The sequence below is a fragment of the Streptomyces sp. NPDC086023 genome (assembly GCF_044540325.1).
Taxonomy (GTDB): Bacteria; Actinomycetota; Actinomycetes; order Streptomycetales; family Streptomycetaceae; genus Streptomyces.
The window spans coordinates 16152-35117 of the sequence record NZ_JBITRX010000016.1; the positions used below are offsets into that span (position 1 = coordinate 16152).

19 protein-coding genes and 1 pseudogene are annotated in these 18966 nt (G+C 73.2%); 9 read left to right on the plus strand and 11 right to left on the minus strand.

Annotated elements, in window-relative coordinates; all coding sequences use genetic code 11:
* Positions 1–24: 24 nt before the first annotated feature.
* The 5 genes from ACIF6F_RS27590 to ACIF6F_RS27610 form a co-directional block, all read right to left on the minus strand.
* Complete coding sequence (locus tag ACIF6F_RS27590) at positions 25–519, minus strand: glycine-rich domain-containing protein (RefSeq protein WP_399952180.1); 495 nt, start codon at positions 517–519, stop codon at positions 25–27.
* Between the two features lie 84 nt (positions 520–603).
* Entirely contained in the window at positions 604–762 is a 159-nt protein-coding gene (locus tag ACIF6F_RS27595; protein ID WP_399952183.1) for a hypothetical protein, read from the minus strand.
* Between the two features lie 4 nt (positions 763–766).
* Positions 767–997 carry a hypothetical protein gene (locus ACIF6F_RS27600; RefSeq protein WP_399952187.1) on the minus strand — a complete coding sequence of 77 codons (231 nt, stop codon included), beginning with the start codon at positions 995–997 and terminating at the stop codon, positions 767–769.
* A 23-nt stretch (positions 998–1020) separates the two neighbouring features.
* Positions 1021–1212 (minus strand): hypothetical protein, encoded by a 192-nt coding sequence (locus ACIF6F_RS27605; protein ID WP_399952190.1) that lies wholly within the window; start codon positions 1210–1212, stop codon positions 1021–1023.
* 97 nt (positions 1213–1309) lie between these two features.
* Positions 1310–2485, minus strand: a complete 1176-nt coding sequence (locus ACIF6F_RS27610; protein ID WP_399952193.1) for a helix-turn-helix domain-containing protein — start codon at positions 2483–2485, stop codon at positions 1310–1312.
* A 92-nt stretch (positions 2486–2577) separates the two neighbouring features.
* On the opposite strand from ACIF6F_RS27610, the gene ACIF6F_RS27615 reads away from it, so the two are divergent.
* Entirely contained in the window at positions 2578–3120 is a 543-nt protein-coding gene (locus ACIF6F_RS27615; RefSeq protein WP_399952198.1) for a flavoprotein, read from the plus strand.
* Between the two features lie 60 nt (positions 3121–3180).
* Here ACIF6F_RS27615 and ACIF6F_RS27620 read toward each other — a convergent pair whose 3' ends face one another.
* On the minus strand, positions 3181–3495 hold the full coding sequence (locus tag ACIF6F_RS27620; protein ID WP_399952201.1) for a hypothetical protein: 315 nt from the start codon (positions 3493–3495) through the stop codon (positions 3181–3183).
* Between the two features lie 35 nt (positions 3496–3530).
* On the opposite strand from ACIF6F_RS27620, the pseudogene ACIF6F_RS27625 reads away from it, so the two are divergent.
* From ACIF6F_RS27625 to argF, 4 genes and pseudogenes are all read left to right on the plus strand, one after another.
* A pseudogene (locus ACIF6F_RS27625) lies at positions 3531–5456 on the plus strand (polynucleotide kinase-phosphatase); the annotation flags it as partial.
* 138 nt (positions 5457–5594) lie between these two features.
* Positions 5595–6101: a hypothetical protein gene (locus ACIF6F_RS27630; RefSeq protein WP_399952204.1), complete on the plus strand. Its 507-nt coding sequence runs from the start codon at positions 5595–5597 to the stop codon at positions 6099–6101.
* A gap of 40 nt (positions 6102–6141) precedes the next feature.
* Positions 6142–7371, plus strand: a complete 1230-nt coding sequence (locus ACIF6F_RS27635) for an arginine deiminase (RefSeq protein ID WP_399952207.1) — start codon at positions 6142–6144, stop codon at positions 7369–7371.
* A 176-nt stretch (positions 7372–7547) separates the two neighbouring features.
* A complete protein-coding gene (argF, locus tag ACIF6F_RS27640; protein WP_399952210.1) occupies positions 7548–8558 on the plus strand; it encodes an ornithine carbamoyltransferase in 1011 nt (336 codons plus the stop codon).
* Here argF and ACIF6F_RS27645 read toward each other — a convergent pair whose 3' ends face one another.
* Positions 8559–9023 (minus strand): ATP-binding protein, encoded by a 465-nt coding sequence (locus tag ACIF6F_RS27645; RefSeq protein WP_399952213.1) that lies wholly within the window; start codon positions 9021–9023, stop codon positions 8559–8561.
* Positions 9024–9211: 188 nt separating this feature from the next.
* On the opposite strand from ACIF6F_RS27645, the gene ACIF6F_RS27650 reads away from it, so the two are divergent.
* Both ACIF6F_RS27650 and ACIF6F_RS27655 read left to right on the plus strand, forming a co-directional pair.
* Positions 9212–10039 carry an enoyl-CoA hydratase family protein gene (locus ACIF6F_RS27650; protein ID WP_399952216.1) on the plus strand — a complete coding sequence of 276 codons (828 nt, stop codon included), beginning with the start codon at positions 9212–9214 and terminating at the stop codon, positions 10037–10039.
* 2 nt (positions 10040–10041) lie between these two features.
* Complete coding sequence (locus ACIF6F_RS27655; protein WP_399952219.1) at positions 10042–12309, plus strand: bifunctional salicylyl-CoA 5-hydroxylase/oxidoreductase; 2268 nt, start codon at positions 10042–10044, stop codon at positions 12307–12309.
* Between the two features lie 22 nt (positions 12310–12331).
* Here the strand turns inward: ACIF6F_RS27655 and ACIF6F_RS27660 are convergent, their stop codons facing one another.
* The 3 genes from ACIF6F_RS27660 to ACIF6F_RS27670 form a co-directional block, all read right to left on the minus strand.
* Positions 12332–13171 (minus strand): GNAT family N-acetyltransferase, encoded by an 840-nt coding sequence (locus ACIF6F_RS27660; protein ID WP_399952222.1) that lies wholly within the window; start codon positions 13169–13171, stop codon positions 12332–12334.
* Positions 13172–13267: 96 nt separating this feature from the next.
* Positions 13268–14074 carry a PaaX family transcriptional regulator C-terminal domain-containing protein gene (locus tag ACIF6F_RS27665; RefSeq protein WP_399952225.1) on the minus strand — a complete coding sequence of 269 codons (807 nt, stop codon included), beginning with the start codon at positions 14072–14074 and terminating at the stop codon, positions 13268–13270.
* Between the two features lie 4 nt (positions 14075–14078).
* On the minus strand, positions 14079–15683 hold the full coding sequence (locus ACIF6F_RS27670) for an AMP-binding protein (protein WP_399952228.1): 1605 nt from the start codon (positions 15681–15683) through the stop codon (positions 14079–14081).
* 121 nt (positions 15684–15804) lie between these two features.
* Here ACIF6F_RS27670 and ACIF6F_RS27675 point away from each other — a divergent pair, with 121 nt between their 5' ends.
* Positions 15805–16917: an acyl-CoA dehydrogenase family protein gene (locus ACIF6F_RS27675; RefSeq protein ID WP_399952231.1), complete on the plus strand. Its 1113-nt coding sequence runs from the start codon at positions 15805–15807 to the stop codon at positions 16915–16917.
* Positions 16914–17312: a RidA family protein gene (locus ACIF6F_RS27680; RefSeq protein ID WP_399952236.1), complete on the plus strand. Its 399-nt coding sequence runs from the start codon at positions 16914–16916 to the stop codon at positions 17310–17312. The genes ACIF6F_RS27675 and ACIF6F_RS27680 overlap by 4 nt, the downstream gene beginning before the upstream one ends.
* A 96-nt stretch (positions 17313–17408) precedes the next feature.
* On the opposite strand, the gene ACIF6F_RS27685 is transcribed toward ACIF6F_RS27680, so the two are convergent.
* The gene (locus tag ACIF6F_RS27685) at positions 17409–18785 is read right to left on the minus strand and encodes an aminopeptidase P family protein (protein ID WP_399952240.1); all 1377 of its coding nucleotides are present in this window, start codon (positions 18783–18785) and stop codon (positions 17409–17411) included.
* Positions 18786–18966 lie beyond the last annotated feature (181 nt).

An 18966-nucleotide genomic window follows, 5' to 3' on the forward strand; every position in this document is an offset into this window, starting at 1 on the left:
GCCTGTCAGCCTAGCGATCCGCGGTCAGTTCGGGTGCGTCTCGGAGCAGTTCGCCTCGCAGTTCGAGTCACCGCAGCTGGTGTGCTCGCACCCCGCGGCCACCGGAACGGAGCCGTTGGACGGGCCGAGCCAAAGCGTGCGGTCGACCTCGTACCCGGCCGCGGTGATGCGGGCCTGCGTGGCCTCCAGGGCGCTCGGGTCGTGGCGGGTCGGGTCCGGCCGCTCCGGGATGTGGTGCACGAACCGGCCGACCCTGCGGCACAGCGCGGCGTACACGCGGGTGTGCAGGATGAGCGCGTGCCAGCCCTCGTCGACGGTCCTGGACGGGCGCATGCCCCCGCGGCCGCGCGCGGCCGTCGCCACGAACTTGATGGCCTCCTCGGTGATCCGCTCGGCGTCGGCCGGCGCCATGCCCTCGTTGTTGTCGAGGACGGTCGCGACGACGCCCTCGAACTCGGCGGGGCTGATCAGCCGGCGAGCGTCGAGGCTGGTGGTCGTCGCCGTGGTGGTGGTACTCATGCGGTGGTGCCTCCTTGTTGGGTTGGAGGTGCTTGACCCGTCCCGGTGGCGGTCCTGGCAGGGAATGAGCCGCCGGGGCGGGAGTCAGTGGGTGTCGGCCGGGTCCTGGTCGGTGATCGGTCGGCACTTCGGGTCGCCCTTGTGGTGGGCGTACACGTCTGGACGTGCGCCGGACGCGGAGTCAGGGGTGCGCTTCCGGGCCTCGCCGCGGATCGTGCGCTGGCAGTAGCAGCAGATGCGCACGGCTCTACCGGACCTGCTGCCAGCAGCGCACCGGATCGTGCCGGATCCCGAACCCGCCCTGACAGGGCGCGCAGTACACCATGTCGGAGCCGAGCCGGCGCTCAAGCCTGCCCGGCCGGCGGCAGAGCGGGCACGGCACCTTGGTGGCGCGGCAGACGCCCCCCGGGTGGGCCAGCGACGGGCAGACCTTCAGGCCGAGCCCGGTCACGTGAAGGTTCGCGGCCTCGGCCTGCATCTGGGCCAGGCTCCGCCACCCGCTCACTGCGCGGCCCGCACGGACTCGATCGGCGCGTCGAACTCGCGGCAGTCGTCGCCGCGGATGTACGCCACCCGCTTGCCGTCCTCGTCCAGGACGGCCGCGAGGACGCCCTCGCGGAGCGACCGGGTGTCGATCACGCGGGTGTTGAGGAGCGGGTGGTCAACGTGGTTGAAGGTCGCGTGGGCGTTCATGCCGGTGCTCCCTACTGTCGTCAGCGGGTGGTGGACACCAGCCTGACGCCCCAGGGAGGGCAGAACACTCACAGATTTGTGAGTGCTCTTCCGCCTGCTACATGCCGATCCAACGAGCCATCCCGCCGAGGCTGTCGGGCGCCCGACGAGACATGTGGACCAGGCCGCGGATCGTCGCCCGCGTACCCGGCAGGTGCCGGGTCTGCTCCGGCGCGACCTTCCGGGCGTCCGCCAGATATCGCAGCGACGTCTTCGGCGACCCGGCTTCCATCTCCACGTAGGCGCGGTCCACCAGGTAGCGGGCCCGCCGCGAGGTCAGCGTCGAGGGCGGGAGTTTCAGTGCGCGGGCCTGGCCGAGGGCGGTGTCGTAGTCGCCCATCGTGATCGACGTGCCGAGCTCGTGGAGGCGGACGTTCGTGCGGCCGAACGAGAGCCAGTGCACATCGCTGGCCTCCCCGCCGACTCGGTCCGCCAGTTCCCGCGCAGCGGCGAGGTGCGCCTCGACGCCGGCGCTGTCCCTCTGCTTGGCGGCCACCGTGGCCAGGCCGAGGTGCAGTTGGCCGGTCACGGCGAGGGCCTCGCGGCTGGTCTGGCCAGTCAGCAGCCCCTGCCCCGACTTGATGAGCTGGAGGCTTGTTGCGCCTCGCCACAGCGTGCCGCGCTTGTACCGTTGCACCGCCTCCATGCACGGATCTGAGGCCCGGCTGGCGGCCCACCCCATCCGGTCGAGTGCGACGCGCGCGAGGTCCGGATGGTCCAACTTGAGCGCCACGTCGTGCGCGGTCCGGTACGCCGAGGCGAGGGCCCGCCATGTGCCGGTCGACGGGGTGGTCCACACCACGTGGGTCAGCTCCACGACCAGCGAGGGCAGGGCCTTGGCTGCGGCGCGCAGGTGGGTGGCTCGAACCTGCTGGCACAGCGTCTCTGCTGCGGCCACCAGTTCCGGCACGGGCCGGACGGCGGTGACGTCGGGGTTCGGGCCGAGGTCGTACCGGTCGAGGGCCTCGCGAATTGGCGCGACCAGTGCGAGCAGGCGGTCGGGGGGCAGGGCTGTCACTGCAGGCGTTCCTGTCAGCTCGGACGAGTCCACGCGCAGAGCCTGCGCCACGGCCGCCACGAACCCGGGTGTGGCGGGCTTGGCCCCGCACTCGACTTGGCTCACGAGGCTGAGGCTGTATGGGATCCGGTCGGCCAACTCGCGCTGAGACAGCCGGGCGAGACGGCGTTGCTCGCGGATTCGGGAACCGGTGTGGTCATCGTCGGGTAGAGGCATACTGGTCTCCGTCCAAGACTCGTCATCTGGACGGTACCGCTGTCGCCCCCGAGTCCGCCTGGACCGGGGGCGATTGCATAGGGTCGGTGCCCATGACGACGCGCACCCTGTACCTGTTCGGCTCGGCCGCCCCGCCCGTCTTCGACGTCGCCCGCGTGATCGAGGACGCCCAGGCACGTGGCTGGGACGTCTGCCTCGGCCTCACCCCGGCCGCCGCCGGGTGGCTGGAAGACAGCCTCGACGGCCTCGCCGCGCTCACCGGCCACCCGGTCCGCAGCCAGTACAAGCGCCCCGGAGACGCGGACGTGTGGCCGAAGGCTGACGCGATCCTCGTGGCGCCGGCGACCTTCAACACGGTGAATGCGTGGGCGCTCGGGCTGACGGACCGGTTCGTCGTCGGCGTGGTGGCGGAGGGCATCGGCAAGGGCATCCCCATTGCGACGATGCCGTGCGTGAACGCCGCGTACGTCCGGCACCGGGCGTTCGAGCGGTCCGTGCAGGAGCTGCGGGAGATGGGCGTGAGCGTGCTGTACGGCGAGGGCGGGTTCGTGCCCAACCAGCCGGGCCACCGCGAGCCGTACCCGTGGGACCGGGCACTCGACGCGGTCGACGGGCTTGTCCCGGCCGCCCAGTAGCCGGACGCACGAAAGCGCCCCCTCCCGCGGCCCGCAGGCCGGAGAGGGGGCGATCGTCGTCTACACGATGCGGGTCAGCCGGACCCACGAGCCGGCTTTGATGATGGTCGGCGTCCCGGAGGACACCGTCTGAGCCCAGCGGAGCCGGAACGTGCCGCCCGTCCCAGCCACCCGCAGCACACCGGCCGGCCGCACCGCGGAGCCAGTGGCCACGATGCCCACACCGGACGACGTGGCCACGTCCAGCCTGGACTGCTTGATGGAGCCGATGTTGCCGGTGTTGCCCGCGGAGATGCCCGTCTCCGTCCACGACAGCGACGCACCAGCCGGCCCCGACCACGCCATCGTCAGGTCGGCCGCCGGGTCCGCCTCCACGTCGAGATACGCGTCCAGCGAATACGACGCCCCGGGACGGCGTCCACCCCGACGGCCGCACCGCCGTCTTCGTCGGCGACCTCGTCGACCGCGGCCCCGACAGCCCCGGCGTCCTGCGCCGCGTCATGAGCATGGTCAAGTCGGGCAACGCCCTGTGCGTGCCCGGCAACCACGAGAACAAGCTCGGCCGCCACCTCAAGGGCCGCACCGTCCAGCGCACCCACGGCCTCGCCGAGACCATCGAACAGCTGGAACGCGAGGACGAGTCGTTCGTCGCCGAGGTACGCGAGTTCATCGACGGGCTCGTCAGCCACTACGTCCTCGACGGCGGCCGCCTCGTGGTCTGCCACGCCGGCCTGCCCGAGAAGTACCACGGACGCACGTCCGGCCGCGTCCGCTCCCACGCCCTCTACGGCGACACCACCGGCGAGACCGACGAGTTCGGCCTCCCCGTGCGCTACCCGTGGGCCGAGGAGTACCGCGGCAAGGCCGCCGTCGTGTACGGACACACCCCGGTCCCGAACACCTCCTGGCTCAACAACACCATCTGCCTCGACACCGGCGCCGTCTTCGGCGGCCGGATGACCGCGCTGCGCTGGCCCGAGCGCGAACTGGTCGACGTCCCCGCCGAGAAGGTCTGGTACGAGCCGGCCAAGCCGCTGGCCACCGAGGCGCCCGGCGGCCGCGAGGGCCGCCCGCTGGACCTGGCCGACGTACACGGGCGACGCGTCGTCGAGACCCGCCACCTGGGCAACGTCACGGTGCGCGAGGAGAACGCGGCCGCCGCCCTGGAGGTGATGAGCCGCTTCGCCGTCGACCCCCGGCTGGTCCCGTACCTGCCGCCGACCATGGCGCCCACCGCCACCTCCCGCGGGGGAGCCCGCGGCGCAGCCGCCGATGCGGACTACCTGGAGCACCCGGCCGAGGCCTTCGCCCAGTACCGGGCCGACGGCGTCACCCGCGTGGTCTGCGAGGAGAAGCACATGGGCTCCCGCGCCGTGGCCCTGGTCTGCCGCGACGCGGACACCGCCCGCGAGCGCTTCGGCGTCACCGGCGTCACCGGCTCCCTGTACACCCGTACCGGACGGCCCTTCTTCGACGATCCGGAGGTCACCGAGACCGTCCTGGACCGGCTGCGCACCGCGGTCACCGGAGCCGGCCTCTGGGACGAACTCGACACCCCGTGGCTGCTGCTGGACGGCGAGCTGCTGCCCTGGTCGCTGAAGGCCACCGGCCTGCTGCGCGACCAGTACGCCGCCGTCGGCGCCGCCGCCGCGGCCGTCTTCCCGGACGCGCTCGCCGCCCTGGACGCCGCCGCCGCCCGCGGCGTGGACACCGGCGGCCTGCCGGCCAGGCAGCGGGAACGGGCCGCCGACGCGGCCGCGTTCACCGACGCCTACCGCCGCTACTGCTGGCCCACCGACGGCCTGGACGGGGTGCGCTTCGCGCCCTTCCAGCTGCTCGCGGCCGAGGGCCGGTCCCTCGCCGACGTGCCGCACGACCGCCAGCTCGCCTGGCTGGACCGGCTCGTGCAGCACGACGCCACCGGGCTGCTGCGCACCACCGGCCGGCTGGTCGTCGACACCGGCGACGAGGACTCCGTACGCGCGGGCACCGACTGGTGGCTGGAGCTGACCGCGGCAGGCGGCGAGGGCATGGTCGTGAAGCCGCTCGACGCGTGCGTCCGCGACGGCAGGGGCCGGCTGGTGCAGCCCGGCGTCAAGGTCCGCGGCCGCGAGTACCTGCGGATCATCTACGGCCCCGAGTACACCCGCCCGGACAACCTGGAGCGGCTGCGCGAGCGGTTCCTCGGCCACAAGCGGTCCCTCGCGCTGCGCGAGTACGCCCTCGGGCTTGAGGCGCTGGACCGGCTGGCCGGCGGCGAGCCGCTGTGGCGGGTCCACGAGGCCGTCTTCGCCGTGCTGGCACTGGAGTCGGAGCCCGTCGACCCCCGCCTGTGACGCACGGAACCCGCCCGCCGGCACCCTCGGGAAGCCTCCCGCCGTTACGGCAAACGGGGGAATTTCGCGGGGAATCGGCGGGCGGGCTCGTTCTTCCAGGGAAGCGGAGTGTCCGCGATCCCGGAAAGAACGGAACGCATGATGAACAAGACCGCGCGCGGAAGCCTTGCGGCGCTCATGACGTGTATGGCGACGGCGGCCGCGGTGTCCCCGGCGCTGGCGGCCGAGCACGTCCCGGTCGACGTGCCGCTGGAGGCGCTGGAGGTGCCGCTCGGCATGCAGACCCCGCACCTGGCGACCGGTCTGCCCGTGCCCGTCCCCGGCATCCCCGAGGGCCCGGTCCACCACACGGGCGAGATGCTGCCCAACCCGGTGCTCCCCGCGGTCCCGCTGACCGGCGAACTGGCCCCCACCCTCGCCTCCACCCCGGTCCCCGACCTGCTGGGCACCGGCAAGAACGGCGAGGCGAAGCTGGCCGCCCCGGCCTCCGACCTGGTCGCCAAGACGCCGGGCGCGGTCGTGGGCGCCCCCATGCTGCTGCCCGACGGCGACCACTTCGGCCTGCCGGCCCTGACCAAGCCGCAGCTGGGCATCCTCGCCCCGGTGCTCCAGGGCGACCCGGGCGCGCTGCTGGGCTTGAGCTGACACCCGCTCGAAAAGCCGCCCGGTCTGCGACCGTGTAGGCATGGGATTCCATGTCGACTCCGAGACCGGGCGGCTCCGCCGCGTCATCCTCCACCGGCCCGACCTGGAGCTGAAGCGGCTCACCCCGAGCAACAAGGACGCGCTCCTCTTCGACGACGTGCTGTGGGTGCGCCGGGCCCGCCAGGAGCACGACGGTTTCGCCGACGTGCTGCGCGACCGGGGCGTCGAGGTCCACCTCTTCGGCGACCTGCTGCGCGAGTCGCTGGAGATCCCCGAGGCGCGCCGGCTGGTGCTGGACCGGGTCTTCGACGAGAAGGAGTTCGGGCCGCTGGCCACCGGCCACCTCCGGGCCGCGTTCGACGAGCTGCCGGCGGCGGAGCTGGTCGAGGCGCTGGTCGGCGGGATGACGAAGCGCGAGTACCTGGAGCGGCACGGAGAGCCCACCTCGGTCCGCTTCCACGCGCTGGAGCTGGACGGCTTCCTCCTCCAGCCGCTGCCGAACCACCTCTTCACGCGCGACACCTCCGCCTGGATCTACGACGGGGTCTCCATCAACGCGATGCGCTGGCCCGCCCGGCAGCGCGAGACCGTCCACTTCGAGGCCATCTACCGCCACCACCCCCTCTTCACCGCCTCCGGGGCCTTCCACTACTGGTCGCAGGGCCAGTCCGACTACCCGTCCACCATCGAGGGCGGCGACGTGCTGGTCATCGGCAACGGCGCGGTGCTGATCGGGATGAGCGAGCGGACCACCCCGCAGGCCGTGGAGATGCTGGCGCGGGGCCTGTTCGCGGCCGGGTCCGCCCGTACGATCGTGGCCCTCGACATGCCGAAGCGGCGGGCGCTCATGCACCTGGACACGGTGATGACGATGGTCGACGGGGACACCTTCACGCAGTACGCGGGGCTGGGCATGCTCCGCTCGTACACGATCCGGCCGGGCGATGCCGAGAGCGAGCTGCGGGTCACCGACCACCCGCCGGAGCACATGCACCGGGCCATCGCGGAGGCGCTGGGGCTGGACGCGGTCCGGGTGCTGACCGCCACGCAGGACGTGCACTCGGCGGAGCGCGAGCAGTGGGACGACGGCTGCAACGTGCTGGCCGTGGAGCCGGGGGTGGTCGTCGCGTACGAGCGGAACGTCACCACCAACACCCATCTGCGCAAGCAGGGCATCGAGGTGATCGAGATCCCGGGCAGCGAGCTGGGCCGGGGCAGGGGCGGGCCCCGCTGCATGAGCTGCCCCGTGGAGCGGGACCCGGTGGAGTAGGGCGGGCCCGGCGGTGGTCCGCGGTCCGTTCCCCCCCCCGGCGGCGCCCGGCCCGCAGGCCCCGGCCCCGGCTGTGGCCCGCGTCACCGCAAACAGGCTGTATAGAGATACGGAGGCTCGTATAGACTTGCAATCCTTGCCGCCCCCGTCCCCGTGCGTGACCTAGGAGTACCCCCATGGCGACCGACCTCGTTGGCCGGAGCTTCCTCAAGGAGCTCGACTTCACCGCCGCCGAGTTCCGCGGCCTGGTCGCCCTGGCCGCCGAACTGAAGGCCGCCAAGCGCGCCGGCGCCGAGGTCCAGCACCTCCGGGGCCGCAACATCGCCCTGATCTTCGAGAAGACCTCCACCCGCACCCGCTGTGCCTTCGAGGTCGCCGCCGCCGACCAGGGCGCCCACACCACCTACCTCGACCCCTCCGCCTCCCAGATGGGCCACAAGGAGTCCGTCCGCGACACCGCCCGCGTCCTCGGCCGGATGTTCGACGCCATCCAGTACCGCGGCGACAGCCAGGACGCCGTCGAGGAACTCGCCGCCTTCGCCGGCGTACCCGTCTACAACGGCCTCACCGACGACTGGCACCCCACCCAGATGCTCGCCGACGTGCTCACCATGACCGAGCACTGCGCCAAGCCCCTGGAGTCCACGACCTTCGCCTACCTCGGCGACGCCCGCTTCAACATGGGCAACTCCTACCTCGTCACCGGCGCCCTGCTCGGCATGGACGTACGGATCGTCGCCCCGCGCGCCTACTGGCCGGCCGAGCAGGTCGTCGCCCGGGCCCGGGCCGCCGCCGGGACCAGCGGCGCCCGCATCACCCTCACCGAGGACGTCGCCGAGGGCGTCACCGGCGCCGACTTCGTCGCCACCGACGTCTGGGTCTCCATGGGCGAGCCCAAGGAGGTCTGGGACGAGCGCATCAAGGCACTGGCCCCGTACGCCGTCACGATGGACGTGCTGCGCGCCACCGGCAACCCGGACGTCAGGTTCCTGCACTGCCTGCCGGCCTTCCACGACCTGGGCACCAAGGTCGGCCGCGAGATCTACGAGCGGCACGGCCTGGAATCGCTGGAGGTCAGCGACGAGGTCTTCGAGTCGGCCCACTCCGTCGTCTTCGACGAGGCCGAGAACCGGCTCCACACCATCAAGGCGATCCTCGTCGCCACCCTCGCCGGCACCGACGCATAGTCATACGGCGGCCGAGCGGCCCAGGTCGCAGCCGCCGCGCCGCGGCCGGGGCTGCGCGGACAGGGTGAACCACACCGCCTTGCCGCGCGGCGTGGGCCGGTGCCCGCAGGACGCGCTCAGGGTGCGGAGCAGCAGCAGTCCCCGCCCGTGCTCCTGCAGCGGGTCCGGGTACTCGCCCGGCAGGGCCGGTGTCAGCGCACCCGGCGGACGCGGGTCGCCGTCGTGCACCTCGATCCGGCACCCCTCCGGCAGCAGCTCCACCACCAGCTCCACCGCGGCACCCGCCCCGGCGTGCTCCACCGCGTTCGCCACCAGCTCCGCGGTCAGCAGCTCCGCCGTGTCGGGGTCCGCCGGCGCACCGGGACCGGCCAGCGCCGAGCGGACCACGGCACGGGCGAGGGGGACGGCCGCCGCGGTGCGGGGGAGAGCGGTCCGCCGGACGGGGGGAGCGGTGGTCGCGGACACGGCAGGACGTCCTTTCGGGCAGCAGGGGAACGTGCCTTCCACGCTACGGAGCCGGGGCCCCGCCCCCCAGGGCACGCCGATCCGTGTGCGGAGGACGTGCGCCACGTCCGCCCCGGGACCTCCGTACCGGACCTTCGCCTGTCGCGTTCTCCTGACGACAGTCACAAGACGGTGATACCGTCGTGGACGTGAGCCCCTTCACCGGTTCCGCAGCCGCAACGGAGCGATGGCGCCACCTCCGGGTGACCCGGCAGGACGGCGTCGTCACCGTCACCCTCGACCGCCCCGAGAAGCTCAACGCGCTCACCTTCGGCGCCTACGCCGACCTGCGCGACCTGCTCTCGGAACTGTCCCGCGAACGCGCCTGCCGCGCCCTCGTCCTCGGCGGCGAGGGACGCGGCTTCTGCTCGGGCGGCGACGTCGACGAGATCATCGGCGCCACCCTCGCGATGGACACCGCCCAGCTCCTCGACTTCAACCGGATGACCGGACAGGTCGTCCGCGCCCTCCGCGAATGCCCCTTCCCGGTCATCGCCGCCCTCCACGGCGTCGCCGCCGGTGCCGGAGCCGTCCTCGCCCTCGCCGCCGACTTCCGCATCGCCGACCCCACCGCCCGCTTCGCCTTCCTCTTCACCCGCGTCGGCCTCTCCGGCGGCGACATGGGCGCCGCCTACCTGCTGCCCCGCGTCGTCGGCCTCGGCCACGCCACCCGCCTGCTGATGCTCGGCGAACCCGTACGCGCCGAGGAAGCCGAACGCATCGGCCTGCTCAGCGAACTCACCGACGAGGGCAAGGCCGGCATCCGCGCCGCCGAACTCGCCGCCCACCTCGCCGCCGGACCCGCCCTCGCCTACGCCCAGACCAAGGCCCTGCTCACCGCCGAACTCGACATGCCGCTCGCCGCCTCCGTCGAACTCGACGCCAACACCCAGGCCCTGCTGATGAACGGCCGGGACTACGCCGAGTTCCACGCCTCCTTCACCGGCAAACGGCCCCCTGCCTGGCAGGGGAGGTGACCGTGCGCATCGCGGTCATCGGCGGCGGCCCCGGCGGCCTCTACGCAGCCGCCCTCCTCAAACGCCTCGGCCCTGACCGCGAGATCACCGTGTGGGAGCGCAACGCCCCCCAGGACACCTTCGGCTTCGGCGTCGTCCTCTCCGACGAGACCCTCGGCGGCATCGAACACGCCGACCCCGAGGTGTACGCCGCCCTCCAGGCCGAATTCGTCCGCTGGGACGACATCGACGTCGTCCACCGCGGCCGCGTCCTCACCTCCGGCGGCCACGGCTTCGCCGCCCTCGGCCGCCGCCGCCTCCTGGAGATCCTCCACGCGCGCTGCGCCGCACTCGGCGTACACCTCCGCTCCCGCGAAGAGGCCCCACCCGCCGCCGAACTCGCCGCCGGCCACGACCTCGTCATCGCCGCCGACGGCGTCCACAGCGCCACCCGCACCGCCCACGCCGACGTCTTCCGCCCCACCCTCACCACCCACCGCTGCCGCTACATCTGGCTCGCCGCCGACTTCGCCTTCGACGCCTTCCGCTTCGAGACCGCCGAAACCGAACACGGCGTCATGCAGCTCCACGGCTACCCCTTCTCCGCCGACGCCTCCACCGTCATCGTCGAAATGCGCGAAGAAGTCTGGCGCGCCGCAGGCCTCGACCTCTGCGACGAGAACGAATCCGCCCAGCGCTGCGCCAAGATCTTCAGCGAGGCGCTCCGCGGCCGCCCCCTGCGCGGCAACAACTCCGCCTGGACCGCCTTCCGCACCGTCGTCAACGACCGCTGGTCACACGGCAACATCACCCTGCTCGGCGACGCCGCCCACACCGCGCACTTCTCCATCGGCTCCGGCACCAAACTCGCCGTCGAGGACGCCCTCGCCCTCGCCGCCTGCACCGAGGAACACGCCACCCTCCCCGCCGCCCTCGCCGCCTACGAAGCCGAACGCCGCCCCGTCGTCGAATCCACCCAGCGCGCCGCCCACGCCAGCCTCCGCTGGTTCGAGGACCTCGCCGTCTACCTCGACCAGCCGCCCCGCCAGTTCGCCTTCAACCTCCTCACCCGCAGCCGCCGCGTCACCCACGACAACCTGCGCCTGCGCGACCCGCGCTTCACCACCACCGTCGAACGCGACTTCGGCTGCCCCGACGCCACCCCGCCCATGTTCACCCCCCTCACCCTCCGCGGCCTCACCCTCCGCAACCGCGTCGTCGTCTCCCCGATGGACACCTACCGCGCCACCGACGGCCTCCCCGGCGACTTCCACCTCGTCCACCTCGGCTCCCGCGCACTCGGCGGCGCCGGACTCGTCATGACCGAAATGGTCTGCGTCAGCCCCGAAGGCCGCATCACCCCCGGCTGCGCCGGCCTCTACACCGACGAACAGGCCCGCGCCTGGACCCGCATCGTCGACTTCGCCCACACCCAGGCGCCCGGCGCCGCCCTCGGCATCCAGCTCGGCCACTCCGGCCGCAAGGGCTCCACCCGCCTCATGTGGGAAGGCATCGACCAGCCCCTCCCCACCGGCAACTGGCCCCTCGCCGCCGCCTCACCCCTGCCCTGGCAGCCCGGCACCAGCCAGACCCCGCACGCCCTCACCCCCGACGAACTGGACCGCGTACGCGACCAGTTCGTGCACGCCACCTGCCGCGCCGCCGACTGCGGATTCGACCTCCTCGAACTCCACTGCGCCCACGGCTACCTCCTCTCCGGCTTCCTCTCACCCCTCACCAACCAGCGCACCGACCAGTACGGCGGCACCCTCGCCAACCGGCTGCGCTACCCCCTCGAAGTCTTCGACGCCGTCCGCGCGGCCTGGCCCGCCGACCGGCCCATGACCGTCCGCATCTCCGCCACCGACTGGGCACCCGGCGGCACCACCACCGACGACGCCGTCGCCATCGCCCGCGCCTTCGCCGACCACGGCGCCGACGCCATCGACGTCTCCACCGGCCAGGTCGTCCCCGACGAGAAGCCCGAGTACGGCCGCTCCTACCAGACCCCCTACGCCGACCGCATCCGCAACGAACTCGGCGTCCCCGTCATCGCCGTCGGCGCCATCTCATCCTGGGACGACGTCAACTCCCTCCTCCTGGCCGGCCGCGCCGACCTGTGCGCCCTCGCCCGCCCCCACCTCTACGACCCCCACTGGACCCTGCACGCCGCCGCCGACCAGGGCTACACCGGCCCCGCCGCCCCCTGGCCCGACCCCTACCGCGCCGGCAGCCGCAAACCCCCCACCGGCCGCACCGACACCCCACGCCCCCGCCTCACCCTCCCCTGACCCGCACCGGCCCGCAGCCGGCTCAGCCGACGCGCACCCGTACGCGGTCCTCCACCGGCCGGTAGCCGATGCGCCGGTAGACGCCGTTGCTCGTCGGGTTCGCCAGGTCCGTGAACAGGAGGACCTCCGCCGCGCCCGCCGCGCCCGCGGTCCGGCTCACCTCCGCCGTCACCCCGGCCGCGTACCCGCGCCCCCGCCACTCCGGCGGCGTGTACACCGGCGCCACCCGCGCCGTCCCGCACACCACCTGCCCGCGCCCCGCCATCGACACCGGCCGGCCCCCGTCCTCCCACAGCGTGAACCCGCCGTACGCGAGCCGCTCCGCCACCAGCCCCGCACGCGCCCAGCCCGGCTCCGCCACCTCCTCGCCGAACGCGGCCAGCCACTCCAGCAGCAGCGGCGCGTCCCCCGGCCCCGCCGGACGGGCCCGGCCCGACGGCACCGGATCCGGCTCCACCAGCCCCGCCAGCCGGTACAGCCGCAGCTCCTCCACCACCTCCACCGGCCGCCCCCACGCCCCGGCCAGCGCCGCCGCGTCCCCGCGCGCCGCGCTGAACTCCGCCACCCCCGCCAGCAGCGGCTCCGACGCCAGCGCCGCGGCCAGCGGCCCCACCGCCTCCGCCGGCAGCCCCGCCACGTTCAACGGGTACGGCGGCGTCCACAGCACCGCCCCCGCCACCTCGCCGTCCGCCCCGGCCCACCACCCGAACACCGGCGCCCGCTCCCCGTACCGGTGCAGCCCGGACCGCCGCAGGGCGTCCCCGACGGTCAGGATCAGCGTGTTCTCCACGGGGCGTGCCGCGACGAACGCCCCCGCGGCCCTCAGCCAGGCCGTCAGATCATGCGTAAAGGTCCACGTCATGCCGCATCATGGCGCGCCCGGCCGGACCCGCGCACCGCGATATCCGCCGCCGGCCCACCCGGGGCCGCGCCCCGTGCCGTACGTCCTCCCGCGGTCTCACAGCCGTACGTACGCCGCTCCCGCGTCCCGCAGCCGGGCGTGCAGCTCCGCGAACACCGCCGCCGACCGGTCGCCCGGCCAGTCCGCCGGGAGCAGCGCCGACGGCAGGCCCGGATCCGCGTACGGCAGGCGCCGCCACGAGTCCAGGGCCAGCAGGTAGTCGCGGTACGCCTGCTGCGGCTCCGGCTCCGGGCCCGTCTGCCAGCCCCGCAGCACCGGCTCGTGCAGGTCCAGGAACTCCTCGTGCTGCTTGGCGATGGCCGTCAGGTCCCACCACCGGCCCACCGCCTCCACCGTCGGCGCGAAGCCCAGGTGCTCGCCCTGGAACAGCTCCACGTACGGCCGCAGCTGCAGCCGCTCCAGCATGTGCCGCGTCTCGTCGTACAACCGGGCCGGCGCGATCCACACCCCCGGCGCCGCCGTCCCGAAACCGAGCCGCGCCAGCCGCGACCGCAGCAGGTGCCGCTTGTGCCGCTCCTGCTCCGGCACCGAGAACACCGCCAGCACCCAGCCCGTGTCGCCGTCCGCCGGCCGGCTGCCGTAGATCCGCCGGTCACCGTCCTCCAGCAGCTCACGCGCCTCGTCGGACAGCAGGTACCCGGCCGAACCGTCGGGCGCGCGCCCCGGCAGCAGGAACCCGCGCCGCTTCAGCCGCGACACCGAAGAGCGGACGGACGGCGCGTCGACCCCGGCCGCGCCCAGCAGCCGGATCAGCGAGGACACGGGAACGGCACCCTCCGCCGTCCGCCCGTAGGCGCCGTAGAAGGTGACGATCAGGGATCGGGGGGTGTGCAGCTCGGCCACCAGATCACTCTAGATCGCGCAGCCGGAACCGCTGCAGTTTCCCGGTCGCCGTGCGCGGCAGCGCGGCCGCGAAGACGAACTCCCGCGGGCACTTGTGCGGGGCCAGCTCCGCCTTCATGAAGACCTTCAGCTCATCCTCGGTGACATGTGACCCGTCACGCAGCACCGTGTACGCCACCACGATCTGCCCCCGGCGCTCGTCCAGACGGCCCACCACCGCCGCCTCGATCACCTCCGGATGGCGCAGCAGCGCCTCCTCCACCTCAGGGCCCGCGATGTTGTACCCCGCCGAGATGATCATGTCGTCGGCGCGGGCCACATACCGGAAGTACCCGTCCGCCTCCCGCACGTACGTGTCACCCGTCACGTTCCAGCCGTCCCGCACGTACTCCCGCTGCCGCTCGTCCGCCAGATACCGGCAGCCCACCGGCCCACGCACCGCCAGCAGCCCCGGCTCGCCGTCCGCGACCGGCCGCCCCGCCGCGTCCACCACCCGCGCCTGCCAGCCCGGCACCGGCCGCCCCGTGGTCCCCGGCCGGATCTCCCCGTCCGCCGCGGAGATGAAGATGTGCAGCAGCTCCGTCGCACCGATCCCGTTGATGATCCGCAGCCCGGTGGCCGCGTGCCAGGCCTCCCACGTCGCCGCCGGCAGGTTCTCGCCCGCCGACACGCACCGCCGCAGCGCCCCCAGGTCGTACGCCCCCAGCTCCTCCAGCATCGCCCGGTACGCCGTCGGCGCCGTGAACAGCACCGACACCCGGTGCTCCGCCAGTGCCGGCAGCAGCTGCCGCGGACCCGCCTGCTCCAGCAGCAGCGCCGAAGCCCCCACCCGCAGCGGGAACACCACCAGCCCGCCGAGACCGAACGTGAACCCCAGCGGCGGACTCCCCGCGAACACGTCGTCCGGACCGGGCCGCAGCACCTCCCGCGAGAAGGTGTCCGCCACCGCCAGCACGTCCCGGTGGAAGTGCATGCACCCCTTCGGCCGCCCCGTCGTCCCCGAGGTGAACGCGATCAGCGCCACGTCGTCCGCCGCCGTGTCCACCGCCTCGAACCGGCCCGGCCGCCCCTCCGCCAGCCGCAGCAGATCGTCCGGGGCCTCCCCGCCGTACGCCGTGATCCGCAGCCCCGGCACCTCCGCCTTCGCCAGGTCGTCCAGCGCCCCCACGTGACACAGCGCATGCGTCACCCGTGCCATGTCACACACCGTGGCCAGCTCCTGGGCCCGCTGCTGCGCCAGCACCGTGACCGCAACCGCCCCCGCCTTCACCACCGCCAGCCAGCACGCCGCCAGCCAGGGCCCCGTCGGCCCCCGCAGCAGCACACGGTTCCCCGGCACCACCCCCAGGTCCGCCGTCAGCACGTGCGCGATCCGGTCCACCCGCTCCCGCAGCAGCCCGTACGACCACACGCCCCCGTCCGCCGTACGGAACGCCGGACGCTCCCCGCCCAGCCGCCCGGCCGTACCGTCCAGCAGCTCCGCCGCACAGTTCAACCGGGCCGGATACGCCAGCTCCGGCAGGTCGAACACCAGCTCGGGCCATTCGTCGGGAGGCGGCAGATGATCACGCGAGAACGTGTCGACATGACCGGACGGCGTGAATTCCAAGGCGGGTTCGCCCCCTTGCGACGGGCCGGAAAAGGGGTGGTGCCAGTGCCGTACGAACGCCCAACGAGCGTATCGTGACGGTGACGACAGTCAACTGGACGCGATAGAAATGAGGCGGCGCATGCCGAGTTTCACGCTCGATCCGGAACAACGAGCCTGGTGCGCACACCTGCGCGACCTCGCCGCCGCACACCTGCGCCCCCTCGCCGACAAGGGCGAACCGGGCCGCGTCAACCGCCCCCTCCTCGCCGCACTCGGCGAACACGGCCTCCTCGACCGCCTCTTCACCTCGACCGCCCTCGACCTCTGCCTGCTCCGCGAATCCCTCGCCTACGCCTGCACCGAAGCCGAAACAGCCCTCGCACTCCAGGGCCTCGGCACCCATCCCGTCCTGACCAGCGGCACACCCGCACAGCGTGACCGCTGGCTGCCCCCCGTCCGCGCGGGACGCGCCGTCGCCGCCTTCGCCCTCAGCGAGCCCGCCGCCGGCTCCGACGCCGCCGCCCTCACCCTCACCGCCACCCCCGACGGCCCAGGACACTGGCGCCTCACCGGCACCAAGACCTGGATCTCCAACGCCCCCGAAGCCGACTTCTACACCGTCTTCGCCCGCACGGGCGAAGCACCCGGAGCCCGCGGCGTCACCGCCTTCCTCGTCCCCGCCGACCGCCCCGGACTCACCGGCCACCCCCTCGACATGCTCTCCCCGCACCCCATCGGCACCCTCACCTTCGACGCCGTACCCGTCACCGCCGACGACCTCCTCGGGACCCCCGGCCAGGGCTTCCACGTCGCCATGGACACCCTCAACCTCTTCCGCCCCAGCGTCGGAGCCTTCGCCCTCGGCATGGCCCAGGCCGCACTCGACGCCACCCTCACCCACACCAGGGAACGCCCCGCCTTCGGCGGCGTCCTCGGCGACCTCCAGTCCGTCGCCCACCGCCTCGCCGACATGGCCACCCGCACCGAGGCCGCCCGCCTCCTCGTCTACGCCGCCGCCACCGCCCACGACACCGCCGCACCCGACGTACGCACCCGCGCCGCCATGGCCAAACTCCTCGCCACCGAGACCGCCCAGTACGTCGTCGACCACGCCGTCCAACTCCACGGCGCCCGCGCACTCCAGCGCGGCCACCTCCTCGAACACCTCTACCGGGAGGTCCGCGCGCCCCGCGTCTACGAAGGGGCCAGCGAGGTCCAGCGGACCATCATCGCCAAGGAGCTCTACCGATGAGCCTGGAGCGGATCAACCCCGCCGAACTCTCCCCACCCACCGGCTTCTCCCACGCCGTCGTCGCCACCGGCACCCGCCTGGTCCTCCTGGCCGGCCAGACGGCACTCGACCAGGACGGCAAGGTCGTGGGCGACACCCTGCCCGAACAGTTCGCCACCGCACTGGGCAACCTCCTCACCGCCCTGCGGGCGGCCGGCGGCACCCCGGCACAGCTGGCCCGGGTGACGGTGTACGCCACCGACGTGGCCGCATACCGCGAACACGCCCCCGAACTGGGCCGCATCTGGCGAGACCTGGCCGGCCGCGACTACCCGGCCATGGCGGTCATCGGCACGACACGCCTCTGGGACACGGCAGCCCAGGTGGAACTGGACGGCATCGCGGTCCTCGACTGACAACGGACGGCCCGTGAGTTCCGCTCAGCGGACCTGACGGCCCGGCAGGGCGCTGGCGGCGCCCTGCCGGGGCTTCGTGCGGTACGCGTGGGGTGGCTAGCGGGCGGTGTCCAGGAGGGTGCCCATCCATTCTTCGATGCCGGATACGGTGCGCGGGAGGGCGCCGGACATCAGGCGGGCGCCGTCCGACGTGATGACCAGGTCGTCCTCGATGCGTACGCCGATGCCGCGCAGTTCGGCGGGGAGCGTTTCGTCGTCGGGCTGGAGGTAGAGGCCCGGCTCGACCGTGAGGACCTGGCCCTCCTCCAGGACGCCGTCCAGGTACGTGTCGGCGCGGGCCTGCGCGCAGTCGTGGACGTCCAGGCCCAGCATGTGCCCGCTGCTGCAGAGGGTGTAGCGGCGGTGCAGGTCGCCCTCCGCGTCCTTCAGCACGCCCCACTCGGCCAGGCCCTCGGCGATGACCCGCATGCCGGCGCGGTGGAAGTCGCGGAAGCTCGCGCCGGGCCGGAGCGCGGCGATGCCGGCGTCCTGGGCGGCGAGCACCAGCTCGTACACCTGGCGCTGGAGCGGCGTGAACCGGCCGGAGAGGGGGAGGGTGCGGGTGATGTCGGCGGTGTAGAGGGTGTCCGTCTCCACGCCGGCGTCCAGGAGCAGGAGGTCGTCCGGGTTGAGGCGGCCGTCGTTGCGGATCCAGTGCAGGACGCAGGCGTGGGCGCCGGAGGCGGCGATGGTGTCGTAGCCGGTGCCGTTGCCCTCGGCGCGGGCGCGCAGGCCGAAGACGCCCTCGATCCAGCGTTCGCCGCGGGGGTGGGCGAGGGCCGTGGGGAGGGCGCGGACCACGTCCTCGAAGCCGGCGGCGGTGTGGTCGACGGCCAGCTGGAGCTGGGCCACCTCCCAGGTGTCCTTGACCAGGCGCAGTTCGGAGAGGACGCCGGCCAGTTCGGAGTCGGTGGCGGGGTTCCGGCCGGCGGGGGCGCCGAGGGTGTCGAGGTGGGCGCAGCGCAGGCCGGTGAGGCGCTCGGCCTCGGCGAGGTCGGGGCGGCGGCCCACCCAGAACTCGCCGTAGCGGCGGTCGCGGTAGAACTCCTCGTTGCCGCCGGCGCGCGGTGAGCGGGGGCGCAGGTAGAGGACGGCCTCGTGGCCGTGCGGGCCCGAGGGCTCCATCACCAGGACGTGGCCGACCTGGTCCTCGCCGGTGAGGCCGGTCAGCCAGGCGTACGCGCTGTGCGGGCGGAAGCGGTGGTCGCAGTCGTTGGAGCGGACCTTCAGCTCGCCGGCCGGGATGATCAGGCGCTCGCCCGGGAAGCGGGCCGAGAGCCGGGCGCGGCGGGCCGGGGTGACGGCGTGTGCGGGGACGCGGGCGTCGGCGGGCAGGGGAGAGGCGGCCCAGCCGCCGGCCATGAAACGGCTCAACTCGGGTGAAACGGGCAGGTCGTGGCTGCCGGTGTTGAGTCGGGAGGGGTGGTCGGTCACGGGGGCTCCCAAGGGTGACGGCGGGTCGGAATGTGTAGCTCCGGAAAACGGAAGATGCACACCTCTTGTCAGTGCAATTTCACATTACTATGTTACAGCTCACATGGCACTGACCCGATGGGCTCTCAACTGCCGTGTTTTTCAAGGCATTTCATGCACACCCCCCACCTTTTCCTCCCAC

Bases quoted from the DNA above. Each gene is read 5' to 3' on its own strand.
- ACIF6F_RS27660 (WP_399952222.1), bottom strand. From the start codon at position 13,171: ATGACGTGGACCTTTACGCATGATCTGACGGCCTGGCTGAGGGCCGCG.
- ACIF6F_RS27590 (WP_399952180.1), bottom strand. From the start codon at position 519: ATGAGTACCACCACCACGGCGACGACCACCAGCCTCGACGCTCGCCGG.
- ACIF6F_RS27680 (WP_399952236.1), top strand. From the start codon at position 16,914: ATGAGCCTGGAGCGGATCAACCCCGCCGAACTCTCCCCACCCACCGGC.
- ACIF6F_RS27615 (WP_399952198.1), top strand. From the start codon at position 2,578: ATGACGACGCGCACCCTGTACCTGTTCGGCTCGGCCGCCCCGCCCGTC.
- ACIF6F_RS27610 (WP_399952193.1), bottom strand. From the start codon at position 2,485: ATGCCTCTACCCGACGATGACCACACCGGTTCCCGAATCCGCGAGCAA.
- ACIF6F_RS27605 (WP_399952190.1), bottom strand. From the start codon at position 1,212: ATGAACGCCCACGCGACCTTCAACCACGTTGACCACCCGCTCCTCAAC.
- ACIF6F_RS27600 (WP_399952187.1), bottom strand. From the start codon at position 997: ATGCAGGCCGAGGCCGCGAACCTTCACGTGACCGGGCTCGGCCTGAAG.
- ACIF6F_RS27675 (WP_399952231.1), top strand. From the start codon at position 15,805: ATGCCGAGTTTCACGCTCGATCCGGAACAACGAGCCTGGTGCGCACAC.
- ACIF6F_RS27635 (WP_399952207.1), top strand. From the start codon at position 6,142: ATGGGATTCCATGTCGACTCCGAGACCGGGCGGCTCCGCCGCGTCATC.
- argF (WP_399952210.1), top strand. From the start codon at position 7,548: ATGGCGACCGACCTCGTTGGCCGGAGCTTCCTCAAGGAGCTCGACTTC.
- ACIF6F_RS27630 (WP_399952204.1), top strand. From the start codon at position 5,595: ATGATGAACAAGACCGCGCGCGGAAGCCTTGCGGCGCTCATGACGTGT.